At 44.2% G+C, this 16,063-nt stretch carries 11 protein-coding genes; 10 read left to right on the forward strand and 1 reads right to left on the reverse strand.

Annotation, left to right across the window (positions count from 1 at the left end; translation table 11 throughout):
* Positions 1 to 386: 386 nt before the first annotated feature.
* The 6 genes from CGB83_RS01250 to CGB83_RS01275 all read left to right on the forward strand — a co-directional run bounded on the left by CGB83_RS01250 (position 387) and on the right by CGB83_RS01275 (position 10,813).
* Positions 387 to 2,765 carry a glycoside hydrolase family 127 protein gene (locus CGB83_RS01250; protein ID WP_100074135.1) on the forward strand — a complete coding sequence of 793 codons (2,379 nt, stop codon included), beginning with the start codon at positions 387 to 389 and terminating at the stop codon, positions 2,763 to 2,765.
* A 24-nt stretch (positions 2,766 to 2,789) separates the two neighbouring features.
* Positions 2,790 to 4,703: a sialate O-acetylesterase gene (locus tag CGB83_RS01255; RefSeq protein WP_100074136.1), complete on the forward strand. Its 1,914-nt coding sequence runs from the start codon at positions 2,790 to 2,792 to the stop codon at positions 4,701 to 4,703.
* 33 nt (positions 4,704 to 4,736) lie between these two features.
* Positions 4,737 to 6,191 carry an MFS transporter gene (locus tag CGB83_RS01260; protein WP_100074137.1) on the forward strand — a complete coding sequence of 485 codons (1,455 nt, stop codon included), beginning with the start codon at positions 4,737 to 4,739 and terminating at the stop codon, positions 6,189 to 6,191.
* 117 nt (positions 6,192 to 6,308) lie between these two features.
* Positions 6,309 to 7,421: an endo-1,4-beta-xylanase gene (locus CGB83_RS01265; RefSeq protein WP_100074138.1), complete on the forward strand. Its 1,113-nt coding sequence runs from the start codon at positions 6,309 to 6,311 to the stop codon at positions 7,419 to 7,421.
* Between the two features lie 163 nt (positions 7,422 to 7,584).
* The gene (locus tag CGB83_RS01270; RefSeq protein ID WP_100074139.1) at positions 7,585 to 8,559 is read left to right on the forward strand and encodes a glycoside hydrolase family 43 protein; all 975 of its coding nucleotides are present in this window, start codon (positions 7,585 to 7,587) and stop codon (positions 8,557 to 8,559) included.
* Positions 8,560 to 8,779: 220 nt separating this feature from the next.
* Entirely contained in the window at positions 8,780 to 10,813 is a 2,034-nt protein-coding gene (locus CGB83_RS01275; RefSeq protein WP_100074140.1) for an alpha-glucuronidase, read from the forward strand.
* Positions 10,814 to 10,931: 118 nt separating this feature from the next.
* Here the strand turns inward: CGB83_RS01275 and CGB83_RS01280 are convergent, their stop codons facing one another.
* A complete protein-coding gene (locus CGB83_RS01280; protein ID WP_100074141.1) occupies positions 10,932 to 11,528 on the reverse strand; it encodes a hypothetical protein in 597 nt (198 codons plus the stop codon).
* 172 nt (positions 11,529 to 11,700) lie between these two features.
* Here CGB83_RS01280 and CGB83_RS01285 point away from each other — a divergent pair, with 172 nt between their 5' ends.
* The 4 genes from CGB83_RS01285 to CGB83_RS01300 all read left to right on the forward strand — a co-directional run bounded on the left by CGB83_RS01285 (position 11,701) and on the right by CGB83_RS01300 (position 15,892).
* The gene (locus tag CGB83_RS01285; protein ID WP_100074142.1) at positions 11,701 to 12,573 is read left to right on the forward strand and encodes an AraC family transcriptional regulator; all 873 of its coding nucleotides are present in this window, start codon (positions 11,701 to 11,703) and stop codon (positions 12,571 to 12,573) included.
* 225 nt (positions 12,574 to 12,798) lie between these two features.
* Positions 12,799 to 13,989 (forward strand): galactokinase, encoded by a 1,191-nt coding sequence (galK, locus tag CGB83_RS01290; RefSeq protein ID WP_100074143.1) that lies wholly within the window; start codon positions 12,799 to 12,801, stop codon positions 13,987 to 13,989.
* Positions 13,970 to 15,022, forward strand: a complete 1,053-nt coding sequence (locus CGB83_RS01295) for a UDP-glucose--hexose-1-phosphate uridylyltransferase (protein WP_100074144.1) — start codon at positions 13,970 to 13,972, stop codon at positions 15,020 to 15,022. The genes galK and CGB83_RS01295 overlap by 20 nt, the downstream gene beginning before the upstream one ends.
* A 72-nt stretch (positions 15,023 to 15,094) precedes the next feature.
* Positions 15,095 to 15,892, forward strand: coding sequence for an HAD family hydrolase (locus CGB83_RS01300; protein WP_100074145.1), 798 nt, complete (start codon positions 15,095 to 15,097; stop codon positions 15,890 to 15,892).
* Positions 15,893 to 16,063 lie beyond the last annotated feature (171 nt).

Raw genomic sequence — 16,063 nt, forward strand, 5'->3', positions numbered from 1 at the left:
CACCTGATGAAATTACCAGTAAAAACATTAAATCAGTATGAACGCAATGTTAAAATTATGTTAAAGTTTAACATTTGAATATTTTAAAAATCAGCAGAATACTTTTGAAGCCTTAATCTTAAAAATACGATAAGTAATTCAGGTATTTTTTAAATATTTGAAAGCAATCTTCCGTATTCATTTTATATACAGTCAATTTTAGCTCATTACCATGATCTCATCATTGCTTTCTAATCTTATTTTTTATGATAAGGTGAAGCTGCAAAAATGCTGTTAACACCTTTTTTCGAGCCTTTAATTTTTCCTGTAACTAACAGAGATTAGTCTATTGTTTTGTATGTAGATTCTTTCTGCTATTTTTAGAAATGTTGAAATAACATTTATTTATGAACAAAAAAGCACTGATTTTATTCCTTGGTTACACTACATTTTCATTCGGTCAGGCAGGCCGTCAAGTCAGTTATTTTCCACTGAATACCGTGCAATTGACAGAAAGTGTCTTCAACAAAGCCATGCAGGCGGACAAAGGATACATCATGGCGATGGAACCGGACCGGTTGCTGGCGCCTTACCTGAAAGAGGCCGGCCTTTCTGCTAAAGCCGTGAATTATCCCAACTGGGAAAATACAGGACTGGACGGACATATCGGCGGGCATTATCTTTCAGCGCTCGCACTGATGTATGCTTCCACGGGCGATGCCAAAGTAAAGCAGCGTCTCGACTATATGATCGATGAGCTTGAACGTTGCCAGAAAGCTTCAGGGAACGGCTATGTTTCCGGGGTTCCGAACGGTAAAAAGATCTGGAACGAAATTGCACAGGGAAACATCCGGGCTTCCGGCTTCGGACTGAATGACCGTTGGGTACCTTTATACAATATCCACAAAACCTATTCCGGACTGCGGGATGCCTACTGGTATGCAGGAAGTGAAAAGGCAAAAGAGATGCTGATACGATCAACGGACTGGATGGCCAATGAAGTATCCGGCCTTTCCGACGAACAGATCCAGGATATGCTCCGAAGCGAGCACGGCGGATTAAATGAAGTCTTTGCTGATGTTTACGATATTACTAAAAATAAAAAATACCTTCAGCTGGCGCACCGGTTTTCGCATCAGGCGATCCTGAACCCTTTGCTGAGTGGTGAAGATAAACTCACGGGAATCCACGCCAATACGCAAATCCCGAAAGTCATCGGCTATAAACGCATTGCCGATCTTGAACATAATGCTTCCTGGAATGCCGCGACCGATTTTTTCTGGCACAACGTCACTGAAAAAAGGTCTTCCGTCATCGGAGGGAACAGCGTAAGCGAGCATTTCAATCCGGTCAATGATTTCAGCAGTATGATTAAAAGCATTGAAGGTCCTGAAACCTGCAATACTTATAATATGCTGAAGCTGACAGGACAGCTGTTTGCCACTCAGCCCAAATCCTATTATATGGATTATTACGAGCGGGCACTGTACAACCACATCCTGTCCACGGAAAATCATGACAAAGGCGGCTTCGTGTATTTCACACCGATGCGTCCCGGACATTACCGGGTGTATTCGCAGCCGCAGACCAGCTTCTGGTGCTGTGTCGGTTCGGGAATGGAAAATCACGCCAAATACGGCGAAATGATCTACGCCCATACGGATAAAGACCTGTACGTAAACCTTTTTATTCCATCCGTTCTGAAATGGGCGGAAAAAAAAATGGTGTTGAAGCAGGAAAACAGCTTTCCACAGAATCCTTCCACAAAATTAATCTTTGAAGTCGCTCCGAAATCCGAAATCAACCTTAAGCTGAGAGCGCCGGAATGGACGAATGCTTCACAGATCATGATCTCCGTCAATTCAAAGAATATAAATATACCTGTTGATGCCGACGGCTATATCAATATCAACAGGAAATGGAAAAAAGGCGATGCCGTAGAAATGAAAATGCCGATGCACCTTACCGCAGAGCAGCTGCCGGACCAGTCGGATTATTATGCTTTTAAATACGGTCCTGTAGTTTTAGCGGCACCTTACGGAAAAGAAAACCAGCAGGGACTTCTGGCTGATGACAGCCGCGGCGGGCATATTGCCCACGGTCCGCAGATTCCTTTAAACGAAATTCCTGTGATTGAAGGCAATGCTTCGGAAGTGCTCAATCACGTTCAGCCGGTAAACGGTACAAATCTTTCGTTCAGCATCAACGGATTATATCCTTCCGATAAGTTCGGGAAAGGGCTTCAGCTGGTTCCGTTTTACACCATTCAGGAAGAACGCTACATCCTTTACTGGCCGCAGGCAGACCGGGACAAGATACAGGCCGTACAAAAACAAAGAATGCAGGAAGAAGCCGAAACCAGAAAGCTTGACCTGATTACCGCCGATAAAATCCAGCTGGGCGAACAGCAGCCGGAATCCGATCATTTCTTTGAAAGCAAAGATTCCAACACGGGATATATGGAAGACCGCCATTTTCGTGATGCCAAAGGCTGGTTCAGCTACCGCATGAAGAATCCCGGAAAAAATGCAGCCTTCCTGTATGTTCTGTACTTCGACAACAATGCCGGACGTACACTGAATGCCGAGATCAATGGTAAAAAAATCGTCGTTAAAAAATTGGAAGGTAAAGCCGGGAATGCACCGCAGTATCTGCTTCTACCGGTACCGGATTCTGATAAAAACAAAGAAAGCCTCACGGTAAAATTCTCTGCAGATGATCAGGCCATGACCTCAAGGATCATTGAAGTCCGTCTTCTCACCCAAAACTATGAACCGATTAAGTAAATTGAATAACAGATCATATCTTCTATGAATATCCATAAGTCTAAAACCGCCTCTTTTCTGATTGTCAGTATCTTCAGTCTTTCCATGATGGAAGCCAAAGTGAAGCTTCCTGCCCTGGTTTCGGACGGGATGATCCTGCAAAGGAATATGCCACTGAAGATCTGGGGTTCTGCCGATGCAGGCGAAAAGGTAAATGTTAAATTTTTAAACAAAACCTATACCACCAGTGCCGACAAAAGCGGGAACTGGAACATCATGCTTCCCGAACTGAAAGCCGGCGGACCGTACGTCATGACCATCAACGAAATTACGCTGAAAGACATCCTGATCGGTGATGTTTGGGTGGCTTCCGGACAATCCAATATGGAACTTCCGATGCGCAGGCTGACCCCTTTGTACGGTGATGAAATAAAGAAGGCAAACAATAAAAATATCCGCTTTTTTACGGTACCGCAAAAATACAATTTCAAAGCACCACAGACGGAACTCGATGGCGGTAAATGGGAATCTACCGATCCGCAGACCATTCTTGATTTTTCAGGGGTAGCGTATTTTTTTGCCAAAGAAATCAATGCTGAAAATAAAGTTCCGGTTGGCATCATCCACACCAGTCTCGGCGGATCTCCGGTTCAGGCCTGGATGGATACCAATTCCCTGAAAAAATACCCCGAATATCTGGAAGAAGCCAGGAAATGGCAGAACGATGATCTGATTAAATCCACCGAATCCGGCGAGCAGGCAGCCAGTAGAGCATGGTATGCAGAGCTTGACCAGAATGATCCCGGATTGGCACAGCACTGGGAAAAAACGGACGTTGATGACTCCGGATGGAAAACCATGACGGTTCCGGGATCCTGGGAAGACCAGGAAGGGTCATTTGACGGAACGGTCTGGCTGAGAAAAGAAATCCATGCGCCGACCGGATCAGCCGGGAAACCTGCATTTTTAAATTTAGGAAGGATCAAAGATGCCGACATTACCTATATCAACGGCGTCAAAGTTGGAAATGTAACCTATGAATATCCGCCGCGCTGGTACGATATCGCGGCAGGCGTACTGAAGGACGGAAAGAATATGATCACCGTACGGATTACCAACGGAAGCGGGAGAGGGCAGTTCATTGCCGATAAACCCTATTACCTGGAAGTCGGAGGGCAGAAAATAGATCTTACCGGAACCTGGAAGTATAAAGTGGGTGCAAAAATGTCGAGAGTTGCTCCCGGACAGACTTTTATCCGCTGGAAACCGACCGGATTGTACAATTCGATGATCAATCCGCTGACCAATTATAAAGTAAAAGGATTCCTCTGGTATCAGGGCGAAAGCAATACCGGAAAACCGAAAGAATACGGCGATTTGCTCACGACAATGATCAACGACTGGCGTTCCAAGTGGCATGAACAAAATGCACCGTTTATGGTTGTTCAGCTCGCCAACTTCATGGAAACAAAAAGCCAGCCCATAGAAAGCAACTGGGCGGAACTGAGAGACCAGCAGCGCATGGTTTCCCAGACCGTTCCGAACACCGGACTGGCCGTAACCATCGACGTAGGAGAGTGGAACGACATCCATCCGCTGAATAAAAAAGCAGTCGGCGACCGGTTGGCGTTCCAGGCTTTGAAAATCGCTGATAAAAAGAATATCGTCGCAGACGGACCAGTGTACCAGTCGATGAAGACAGAGGGAAATAAAATCACACTTTCTTTTAAAACCGGGACAGATGATCTTGCACGGATTGCCGAACTTAAAGGCTTTGCCATCAAAAATTCAAACGGAAGCTGGGCGTGGGCTAAAGCAAAAATCGAAGGTAAAAAAGTAGTGGTCTGGAACGACCAGGTCAGTAATCCGGTAGCCGTACGTTACGACTGGGCAGACAACCCCGACGGAAACCTGAAAAACAAAACCGGACTTCCGGCTTCTCCTTTCACAACGGAATAATAAATTATCAATAATCATTTATCAATTATTAGAATGAACAATCATCCACAGAAAATATCCGTATCCGAAAAAATAGGCTACAGCTTAGGTGACCTTGCGGCCAATCTTGTTTTTCAGACCCTGGTTACCTACCTCGCTTACTTTTATACCGATATTTACGGACTGAAGCCGGAAGATGCTTCCATTATTACCCTGATTGTAGGCCTTATCGCAGGATTCGGATTTAATCCGGTAATCGGTGCGTTGGCAGACCGTACCAAAACCAAATGGGGGAAATTCCGTCCTTGGATTTTATTTACAGCCGTTCCTCTGGGAATTGCGGCATTGCTCGCATTCAGTACACCCGGTTTTTCATACAAAGGAAAAATGATCTATGCAGCGGTTACTTATTCCCTGCTTTTATTGCTGTATGCAGCCAACAACCTGCCGTACGCCGCATTGAGCGGGGTAATTACCGGAGACATGGGAGAGCGGAACAGCATTTCTTCTTACCGCTTCGTGGCGGTGATGTTTGCGCAGTTTTTTGTACAGGTATTCATGCTTCCGATCATTCTGTCTGCAGGGCATGGCGATAAAGCAGCGGGGATTGAAACGGTAATGACCTGGCTGGCTGTGATTGGCTCGGTGATGTTGCTGATTACTTTTTTCACTACGAAGGAAAGAATCATTCCGACTTCCGATCAGAAATCAAGTTTAAAAGAAGACCTGAAAGACCTTTCCAAAAATAAGCCGTGGATTATTATGCTTACCGTAACGGCATTGATCTTCATTACCCTGGCGATGAAAGGAGGTTCTTATGTTTACTATTTCAATAATTATGTGGATGAACCGGCTCTGGCTTCGTTCATTTCACCGATTACCAACTTTTTTAACTCTGTCGGGATGAATTTCTTCGGGGAAGACCCGCGGTCAGCAGGATTCGGTTTGTTTAATGCCGGCGGAATTATCATGATGATTGTCGGAATCACTTTCTCCAAAAGATTTGCCGATAAATATGGAAAGAGAGATGCGTTTATCGCTTCCCTGTTTATTTCCACTTTATTTATTGTCGCTTTTATATTCTATCCGCCGAAGTCGGTAGGCCTGATGTTTCTGTCTCAGATCGTTCACGGATTCTTCTATGGGATCAGCACGCCGCTGCTTTGGGCCATGATTGCCGATGTAGCCGACTATTCCGAGTGGAAAAACAACAGACGTGCAACAGCGATTATTTTCTCCGCCATGATGGTGGGGTTAAAAGTTGGATTAAGCATCGGAAGCTCGCTGGTTTCTTCCATCATCGGACATTACGGCTATATTTCTTCTGAAGGAGCCCAAAATGTAGTACAGCCGGAAACGGTGGCTGCAGGTGCCAAAATGCTGGTCAGCATCTTCCCGTCTATTCCGTTCTTCCTGTCCTGCGGCCTGCTTATGTTCTATAAGATCAACAAGAAAATGGAGGTACAGATCGAGCAGGAGCTTAAAGAAAGAAGGAAAAGAGAGAATTGATACTAATCCTTTTTATTTGAGCTCCGTAGGAGCGATCTGTTAATAGAAATAATATCAAACAACCCATCAAGCCTCGTAGAGGCGACCTGTTAATAGATAAAATATAAAAAATTGATTATGAAGAAAGCCATTGCAGTATTAGGAATTTTAGCCCTTACAGTTTCGTGTAAAACAGCACAGACTGCATCAGGCGATTCCCTGAAAGATGCCTTTAAAAATAAATTCTATATCGGAACCGCGATGAGTCTTCCGCAAATCGACGGGACTGACGTAAAATCTGACGACATCATTAGAAAACAGTTCAGCTCCATTGTGGCCGAAAACTGTATGAAATCCATGTTCATTCAGCCGCAGGAAGGGAAATTCTTCTTCGGCGATGCCGATAAATTCGTGGCCTTCGGAGAGAAAAACAAGATGTTCATCATCGGGCATACGCTGATCTGGCATTCCCAATTACCGAAATGGTTTTTCGTAGGCAAAGACGGCAAAGACGTTTCACCCGAAGTTTTGAAACAACGGATGAAGAGCCATATTTCCACGTTGGTAGGCCGGTACAAAGGCCGTGTAAAAGGCTGGGATGTGGTGAACGAAGCCATTATGGAAGACGGGACCTATAGAAAATCCAAATTTTACGAAATTCTGGGTGAAGAATTTATCCCTCTGGCTTTTCAATATGCACAGGAAGCAGACCCTAATGCTGAATTGTATTACAACGATTACAACGAATGGTTCCCGGAAAAAGTAAAAACCGTTAATAAAATCGTCAGAGATTTGAAATCACGAGGAATCCGGATCGATGGTGTCGGAATGCAGACCCACGTCGGACTGGATAATCCGAAACTGGAAGAATATGAAAAAGCCATCACCGATTACGCGGCCGCCGGCGTAAAGGTAAACGTTACCGAGATGGAAATCAGTGCCCTTCCTTCTCCGTGGGGAACCTCCGCCAACGTTTCTGATAAAGTGGAATACGAGGCGAAAATGAATCCGTATACCAAAGGGCTTCCGGAGAACGTTCAGAAAGAATGGGAAACCCGGTACCTGGATTTCTTCAGATTATTCATCAAACACCAGGACAAAATCAGAAGGGTAACCCTTTGGGGCGTTACCGACAACCAGTCCTGGAAAAACGATTTCCCGGTAAGGGGAAGAACCGATTATCCGCTTCTTTTTGACCGCAATGACCAGGCAAAACCTGTCGTTAAAAAAATCATTGAGTTAACCAAATAAATTAATTAACCACAAAAGCTACAAAAGAAATGCTTGAAAACAGAGTAGTTCAAAAGAACAAAAAAGCGATATGTTAATTTATTATTCTTCTTTGAACTTTGAAAAGCTTTATGCAGAATTAAATCTTTTGTGACTAAAAATCTAAAAGTTTAAACTATAAAAAATGAACAAAGCAAAATACCTTTTCCCAAAAGACTATATGGCCGATCCTTCCGTGCACGTTTTTGAAGGCAAACTCTATATTTATCCGTCCCACGACCGTGAAAGCGGAATTGAAGAAAACGATAACGGCGACCATTTCGATATGAATGATTACCATGTTTTCTCCCTTGATAATGTGGAAAACGGAGATATCACGGATCACGGGGTTGTTCTTTCGGTAAAGGATGTTCCATGGTCGGGGAGACAGTTGTGGGATTGTGATGTAGCATTTAAGGACGGAAAATATTATATGTATTTCCCTTTAAAGGACAAAAACGACATTTTCAGAATCGGGGTAGCGGTGAGCGATAAGCCTTACGGGCCGTTTGTTCCGGAAAAGCATCCCATGATGGGAAGCTACAGCATCGATCCTTGCCTGTTTGAAGATGAGGGGAAACATTATATGTATTTCGGAGGCATCTGGGGCGGACAATTGCAAAGATACCGAAACAACAAGGCTTTGGAATGTGCCGTTATTCCGAATGATAACGAACCGGCGATCCCGTCAAAAGTAGTAAAGCTGAGCGATGATATGCTGGAATTCGGTGAAGAACCAAAAGACCTTCTGATTCTTGATGAAAACGGAAATCCTTTATTGCATGGCGACAAGCACCGCTTTTTCGAAGCTTCCTGGATGCACAAATACAACGGGAAGTATTACTTCTCTTATTCAACGGGCGATACGCATCTGATCTGCTATGCGACCGGTGATAATCCGTATGGACCGTTTATCTTCCAGGGCGAAATCCTGACCCCGGTTGTCGGCTGGACCACCCACCACAGCATCGTGGAATTTGAAGGGAAATGGTACCTGTTCTTTCACGATTCCGTTCCAAGCGGCGGCAGAACGTGGCTGAGAAGCATGAAAGTCGTGGAAATCGAATACGATAACGACGGCAAAATAAAAACCATCGAAGGGCTGGAAGAAAATCAGTAAACCTAAGATCAGCCTTCCGGGTTTTCCGGCGATCAACTTTGTCAAAGTTCAGAGCTTTGACAAAGTTTGTTTCCAGCAGAACCCAAAGGGTTCAACAACAATAGCCATGGGTGAAACCTATGGGAAAAATCAAATAGTTGACATCAAACATAGGAAAAACCTAATAGTTGGAAACTCTTTTCAAATTCAAATTCAAATTCAAATCAAAATTAAAAATCCGATGCAGCATTTCCGAACTTATCTTATCTTATTCCTGATGGTTCCGATGATGATTTTCGCGGAAGACGGAAGTCAGCTCTGGCTCCGGTTTCCTTCAAAAAACGGAATATCCTCTGAAAAGATCATGGCTAAAGGTAACAGCCCGATGTTGAACATTGCCCGAAAAGAACTGGCCGGTCACTGGCAGGGACAAACGGTGGAACTCAGGCTGGAAAAGTCATTGAAAAACCTGAAAGACGGTTACCGGATAACCTCCTCGCCTGAAAAAATTATTGTTTCAGCACCGAGGGAATCAGGATTGCTGTACGGGGTGTACCACATGCTCAGGCTGCAGCAGACCAACTCGAACCTCAACAACCTGAATATTACCGAAAAGCCGTCTTATGATGTACGGATCCTGAACCACTGGGACAACCTGGACGGAAGCATCGAACGTGGGTATGCAGGGCACTCGTTATGGAAGTGGGAAGACCTGCCCAACACCGTTTCGCCGAGATATGAAGAATACGCAAGAGCAAATGCTTCCATCGGAATCAACGCCACGGTACTGAATAACGTGAACGCTTCTCCGAATATGCTCCGCGAAGATTACCTGAAAAAAGTAAAGGTACTGGCGGATATTTTCAGGCCTTACGGGATTAAAGTGTATTTGTCGGTAAATTTCTCTTCCCCGAAAGTATTGGGCGGAACAGAGAATTCGGATCCGTTGAATAAAGACGTTCAGAAATGGTGGAAAGAAAAGGCTGCCGAAATTTATAAAATGATTCCCGACTTCGGCGGATTCCTGGTGAAAGCCAATTCCGAAGGACAGCCGGGACCGCAGGATTACGGAAGAACCCACGCCGATGGCGCCAATATGATGGCCGATGTCCTGAAACCTTACGGCGGAATCGTCATGTGGAGAGCGTTTGTGTATAGTCCGAGCAAAGAAGACCGCGCCAAACAGGCCTACCTGGAATTTGTTCCGCTGGATGGAAAATTCAGGGACAATGTGATCATCCAGATCAAGAACGGTCCGGTAGATTTCCAGCCGAGAGAAGCTTTCAATCCTTTATTCGGAGCTTTGAAAAAAACGCCGGAGATGGTGGAATTCCAGATTACCCAGGAGTACCTGGGGCAGGCCAATCATCTGGCTTACCTGGCTCCGTTGTTTAAAGAAACCCTGGAAAGCGACACCTATTCCGACGGAGAAGGATCGACCATCGCCAAAATTACCGACGGTACTTTAAGACCCGGAAAAATCACCGCTATTTCAGCGGTGGCCAATATCGGAGAAGACACTAACTGGACCGGTCATCAGTTTGCCCAATCCAACTGGTATGCCTTCGGAAGGCTGGCCTGGAATCATGAACTGACTTCAGAGCAGATTGCCGACGAATGGATTAAAATGACGTTTACCGACAAGCCGGAGTTTGTCAATCCGGTAAAACAGATCATGCTGACTTCCCGCGAAACGGTGGTGGATTATATGATGCCTCTGGGACTTCACCACATCTTTGCCGGAAACCACCACTACGGCCCGGAACCATGGGGCGATTACAAAGGCGGAAGACCGGATTGGTCGCCGGTGTATTACCACCGCGCGGACGCCAACGGAATCGGCTTCGACCGCACCAAAACCGGAAGCAATGCCGTTTCGCAGTATTTCCCGCCGTTGAATGAAATGTACGGAAACATCGAAACCTGCCCGGAAAACCTGATCCTGTGGTTCCATCATGTACCGTGGGATTATAAAATGAAAGACGGCAAAACCCTGTGGGACGAGTTGTGCTACAAATACGATTCAGGCGTTCATCAGGTAAGGGAATACCAGAAAACCTGGGACCGGATGCAGCCTTATATTGATGAGCAGCGTTTCTCCGAGGTTCAGTCCAAACTGAAAATCCAGGCTAAAGATGCGGTTTGGTGGAAAGATGCCTGCCTGCTGTATTTCCAGACGTTTTCTAAAAGACCGATTCCATATGACATCGAACGTCCGGTGAACGAGCTGGAAGACCTGAAGAAGATCAAGCTGAATATGGGACACCATAATTAATAAAAAAATGAGGCAACTCTTTCTCCGTGATTAAAAGAAGAGTTGCCTCAAAACTTGACTGTACGTAAAATTTTGTCCTGTTGTATCAAGAACGAATGTATATAATAATAGTTATGGACTATCTGAATGAAATGATCTTATTGAATACATTGCCGTTTTCCTCCACCCGGATGGTATAGGATTCGGCAATCTGCGGATTCAGGTCGAAGGTTAAGTCCACCGATCCGTCTTCAGCAACTTTGCTTCCGCTATAATGGATGTTGTTGGATGAATCGGAAACCGAAACGTTAACAGGATACTTCGGTCCATCCATATGCAGCTTCACCATATGTCCGGAAACGGTAAATTCCGGTTTGGTAATACTGCTTACCGGTGTCTTATCCATATCAATAATATTCGCTTTACTGATGGTAAATTTATATTTTTCAACCTTGGATTCAGATTCAGCAACCAGGTAATAAGTTCCCGGAGCCAAAGCCTGGAGATCATATGATTTGGCAACCTGGCCTTCATCACTGAGGTTCTCAGCATACAGTTCCCCTTCGGAATCATTATAAATGAACAGGGAAAGGTTTTTTGCATTCGATACTTCAAAGTGCAGCGTCTTGGCTTCTGCCTTTTTTACCGACAGGGAAAAATCTCTGTCTTTACTCATTAATCCTGCTGACATCAAAGAAAAAGCAAGAAGAAAACCGGATTTTAAAACTGCATTCATGATTATATTTTTTATATCGGTTAATATGGTACAAATGTACAGCGGTAAAATAAGGTAGCCTACCATACAATTTTCACATATATGCTTTATATTAACCTATATTGTGTGTTAATTAAATATTAATTGTTAATTTTGTGCATTATTTGATCAATATACCATAATTGTAGAGGTTATGAAACATTCACATCCTTCATTTGAAGCCATAAAACCCAATATCGGAAGCAGCTTTACCAGCCTGAAATTCCTGACCAATGAAAACATCAAATCGCATGTATGGCATTACCATCCGGAAGTAGAACTGATTTACGTCTGCAAAGGTTCTGGAAAAAGACAGATCGGGAGCAATATTTCCTATTTCTCTGATGGAGACCTGGTGCTCATCGGCAGCAATCTGCCGCATTGCGGGCTTACCAATGAGAATACCAACAATGAATATGAAATGGTTATCCAGTTCAAACCGGATTTTTTAGGAGAGGCCATCTGGGAAACCCCGGAAATGCAGCGTATTGTCAGCCTGCTGGAAAAATCAAAAGCGGGAATTGTATTCGGCGACCATATAAAGAAGGAAATTGGGGAAAAAATTCTTGACATGCATGAATCCTCATCCCTGGACAGGCTGATCAGGTTCCTGGGAATCCTTGATGAGTTAGCCCTTACCCAGGACTTCCGGATCCTGAACGCAGGTAAATACTACCTTCAGACGCAGGTGGAGGACAATGACAGGATCAATGTGATTTTCAATTATGTAAAAGACCATTTCAGGGAACAGATGACCCTGGAGGAAATCGCCGATCTTGCCAATATGAAAGTGCCTTCTTTCTGCCGGTATTTTAAGAAGATCACCAATAAGACTTTTACCCAGTTTGTCAATGAATACAGGATCACCCATTCTCTAAAGCTGCTGGCGGAACAGCCGTTAAGCATCACAGAAGTCTGTTTTGAAAGCGGGTTCAATAACTTCAGCTACTTTAACAAGACGTTTAAAGAATATGTAAAGAAAAGTCCGTCACAATACAGGAAAGAGTTCAATTACTTCATTGAATAAATGATCTGTAGTTGTTTTACATGTAACGCACTGATGTGTTTACCTGTACATTCACTGGGCTGCTGATTCAAAGTGACTGCTGAAACTGTAAAAATTTTGCTTTACCGTATACGATCGGCAATGATGGATTATAAAGCTTTCAATTGAACGGTACCATAGTGTAAATCCCGGAATTTAGCTGTATTTTTAACACTTAAAAATGAAAAGATTTAAACACATCAGTGTATGCAGAGAAAGTTAATTGAGAATACCAAAGCAGCGTTCCGGAAAGCATTTCATACAGAACCGGAGCATCTGTTTCTGGCTCCCGGCAGAGTTAATATCATCGGTGAACATGTGGATTATAACGATGGTTTCGTCCTTCCGGCTGCCATCGATAAATACATCTGTTTTGCGGTTAAAAAAGAAAATGACTCAGATATCTGTACATTTTTTGCTGCAGACCTTGATCAGTTTTTCAGCTTTAATACCAAAGAAAAGCAGGTGCCGGTTGAAAAACAGTGGGCAAATTACCTGCTGGGTGTTTTCAATGCCATTCAGGAGAGCGGTAGGGATACCGGAGGACTTCGGATTGCTTTCAGCAGCACCATCCCAATGGGTTCCGGGCTGTCCTCATCTGCTGCGCTGGAATGTGGGTTTGCCTACATCCTGAATACCTTATTTGATCTCAGGCTTTCAAAAAGTGAAATGGCCTTGATCGGTCAGAAATCCGAGCATACTTTTGTCGGGGTAAACTGCGGGATCATGGATCAGTTTGCATCGGTATTCGGTAAAGAAAATAAAGTCATCATGCTGGACTGCAATTCTCTGGATCACCACTATTACGATGCAAAGCTGGAAGGGTATGCCTGGGTGCTGTTCGACAGCTGTGTCAAGCATACCCACCTGACTTCGGGATATAATGACCGCAGAAGAGATGTAGACAAAGGAAAAGAAGTATTGCATAAAAAATTTCCGCAGGTACAGAAGTTCAGGGATTTTACTTTGGCAATGCTGGAGGAATGCAGGGAAGACATGGGAGCTGTACCGTATATCCGGTGCCGTTATCTTTTAAAGGAAATCAGAAGGGTAGAACAGGCCGTTCAGGCGCTTTCTGAAAGCCGTCCTGAAGAGCTCGGCAGGCTGATGAACGAAACCCATAACGGACTTTCCCGTGAATTTGAAGTCAGCTGTGAAGAAATTGATTTCCTCGTTGAAGAAACCCAGAAGGAAAAAGGAGTATTAGGCGCAAGGATGATGGGAGGAGGTTTTGGTGGCTGCAGCATCAACCTTATCAGGGAAGACAGCGTGGAAGATATTACCGGTAAAATCAGCAAAAAGTATCAGGACCGGTTTAATATTCAGATGAAGATATACTCCGTTAAAATTTCAGACGGAATCCAAGAATATACAAGTGATGAACACATTCAATCCTAAGAAAAATCCGCACAGGCGCTACAATCCGCTTCTGGATGAGTGGGTCCTTGTTTCGCCGCAGCGTTCCGACAGGCCGTGGCAGGGACAGACTGAAGATTCCGGCCATGATCAGCAGCCTTCCTATGATCCGGGCTGTTACCTTTGTCCCGGCAATCTGAGGATCAGTGGCGAAAAAAACCCTGATTACAAAGGTGTTTATACCTTTGATAATGATTTCGGATCATTGATGAAAGAAGAGGTCGGGCAGCCTGACCAGACAGCTGACTTTTTTGCCATGAAGCCGGAAAGAGGAATCAACAGGGTGATCTGTTTTTCGGATGATCACAGCCTTACGCTCCCTGAAATGGAGGTGAGCGATATCCGTAACGTAGTGGAAATGTGGCAGCAGCAGTACAGGGAGCTGGGTACGATGGATTTCATCAACCACGTCCAGATCTTTGAGAACAAAGGCCGGATCATGGGGTGCAGCAATCCGCATCCGCACGGACAGATCTGGGCACAGTCATCAATTCCGACGCTGGTCCAGAGGACCCAGAACAACCTTAAAAAGTATTTGGATACCCATGGAAAATCCCTGCTGGAAGATTATATTGAACAAGAACTTAAAACCGGTGAACGGGTAATTCTCACTAATGAACATTTTGTGGCATTGGTTCCGTTCTGGGCATCCTGGCCTTATGAAACCATGGTGGTCAGCAGGCGGAAAATTTCTGATATCAGCCAGTTTTCCGAACCTGAAAAAACAGCAATGGCAGAAATCCTGAAGGGGCTTACAGTGAAATACGATAATATATTCCAGACTTCATTTCCGTATTCGGCAGGAATCCATCAGGCCCCTACAGACGGGAAAGATCACCCGGAATGGCATTTCCATATGCATTTTTACCCGCCCCTGTTAAGGAGTGCAGAAATCAAAAAATTTATGGTGGGATATGAAATGCTGGCAGAGCCGCAACGTGACCTTACACCGGAGCAGAGTGCAGCTGTCCTGAAAAGCCTTCCTGCCATACATTATAAGGACAAAGATCGATAGGGACCGGGATTTGGCAAGGTTTTAGGATCCCTGTAAACCGTCCCGCAAACGGGAACAACCAAGAAATCATTTATGAAAGACATCAGACTTATAGTAACCGATATGGACGGGACCTTCCTGAATTCCAATTATGAAATCAGTCCCGAATTCCCTGCCATCTACAGCGAACTGAAAAAGAAGAATATTTTATTTGTCCCTGCAAGTGGAAGGCAGATGCCGGGCATTACCCAATACTTCGGCGATATCGAAAATGAAATAGGATTCATTGCAGAAAACGGTGGCTATGTCATTTATAAGAATGAAGAGCTGTTTGCCGACCGGCTGGAGCATAAGCATATTGTGGATATCATCAAGACTGTTCGTGAAATTCCAGGGGCTAAAGCAGTTCTGTCTGCAAAAAAGACGGCTTACTATGAAACGGATGACAAGGAATTTGTAGACTTCTTTTCAAAATACTATACGAAGAACCAGAAAAAGGATGACCTTACGGAAGAGGTCAATGACAGTGCGTTCAAAATTGCGGTTTACCATCCGGATGGTGCAGAAGAGCACCTGTACCCTCATGTGAAAAAGTTCGAGCAGTATGACCTTGAAATCGTTATTTCCGGAAAACACTGGCTGGATATCATGAACAAGGACATCAATAAGGGAAATGCGTTGGAGAAGCTGCAGCAGGCCCTCAATATTTCTCCTGAGCAGACCATGGCTTTCGGAGATTATATGAATGATATTGAGATGCTGAAAAACGCACAATATTCTTACGCGATGAAGAATGCACACCCTTCAGTTAAAGAAGCGGCAAGCTTCGAAGCGTGTTCCAATGATAATTTTGGGGTACTGGAAACCATTAAAAACCTTCTGAATCAGTAAAGTACTCATTTACCTACCACAAAAACACCCGTGTCATTTTGCAGATATCGTAATTTTACTACCTAAAATGTAGAAAAAATTCTACATTTTTATTTGAAGGTTATAAATATTTGTATTTTTTCATGAATTTATAGTTAATTCTTACATTATTTTTTGCGTGTCTGCGAAAAA

The organism is Chryseobacterium camelliae, assembly GCF_002770595.1.
In the GTDB taxonomy this organism is placed as follows: domain Bacteria; phylum Bacteroidota; class Bacteroidia; order Flavobacteriales; family Weeksellaceae; genus Chryseobacterium; species Chryseobacterium camelliae.

Bases quoted from the DNA above. Each gene is read 5' to 3' on its own strand.
- CGB83_RS01295 (WP_100074144.1), top strand. From the start codon at position 13,970: ATGAACACATTCAATCCTAAGAAAAATCCGCACAGGCGCTACAATCCG.
- CGB83_RS01270 (WP_100074139.1), top strand. From the start codon at position 7,585: ATGAACAAAGCAAAATACCTTTTCCCAAAAGACTATATGGCCGATCCT.
- CGB83_RS01265 (WP_100074138.1), top strand. From the start codon at position 6,309: ATGAAGAAAGCCATTGCAGTATTAGGAATTTTAGCCCTTACAGTTTCG.
- CGB83_RS01260 (WP_100074137.1), top strand. From the start codon at position 4,737: ATGAACAATCATCCACAGAAAATATCCGTATCCGAAAAAATAGGCTAC.
- CGB83_RS01255 (WP_100074136.1), top strand. From the start codon at position 2,790: ATGAATATCCATAAGTCTAAAACCGCCTCTTTTCTGATTGTCAGTATC.
- CGB83_RS01275 (WP_100074140.1), top strand. From the start codon at position 8,780: ATGCAGCATTTCCGAACTTATCTTATCTTATTCCTGATGGTTCCGATG.
- CGB83_RS01300 (WP_100074145.1), top strand. From the start codon at position 15,095: ATGAAAGACATCAGACTTATAGTAACCGATATGGACGGGACCTTCCTG.
- CGB83_RS01285 (WP_100074142.1), top strand. From the start codon at position 11,701: ATGAAACATTCACATCCTTCATTTGAAGCCATAAAACCCAATATCGGA.
- CGB83_RS01250 (WP_100074135.1), top strand. From the start codon at position 387: ATGAACAAAAAAGCACTGATTTTATTCCTTGGTTACACTACATTTTCA.
- galK (WP_100074143.1), top strand. From the start codon at position 12,799: ATGCAGAGAAAGTTAATTGAGAATACCAAAGCAGCGTTCCGGAAAGCA.
- CGB83_RS01280 (WP_100074141.1), bottom strand. From the start codon at position 11,528: ATGAATGCAGTTTTAAAATCCGGTTTTCTTCTTGCTTTTTCTTTGATG.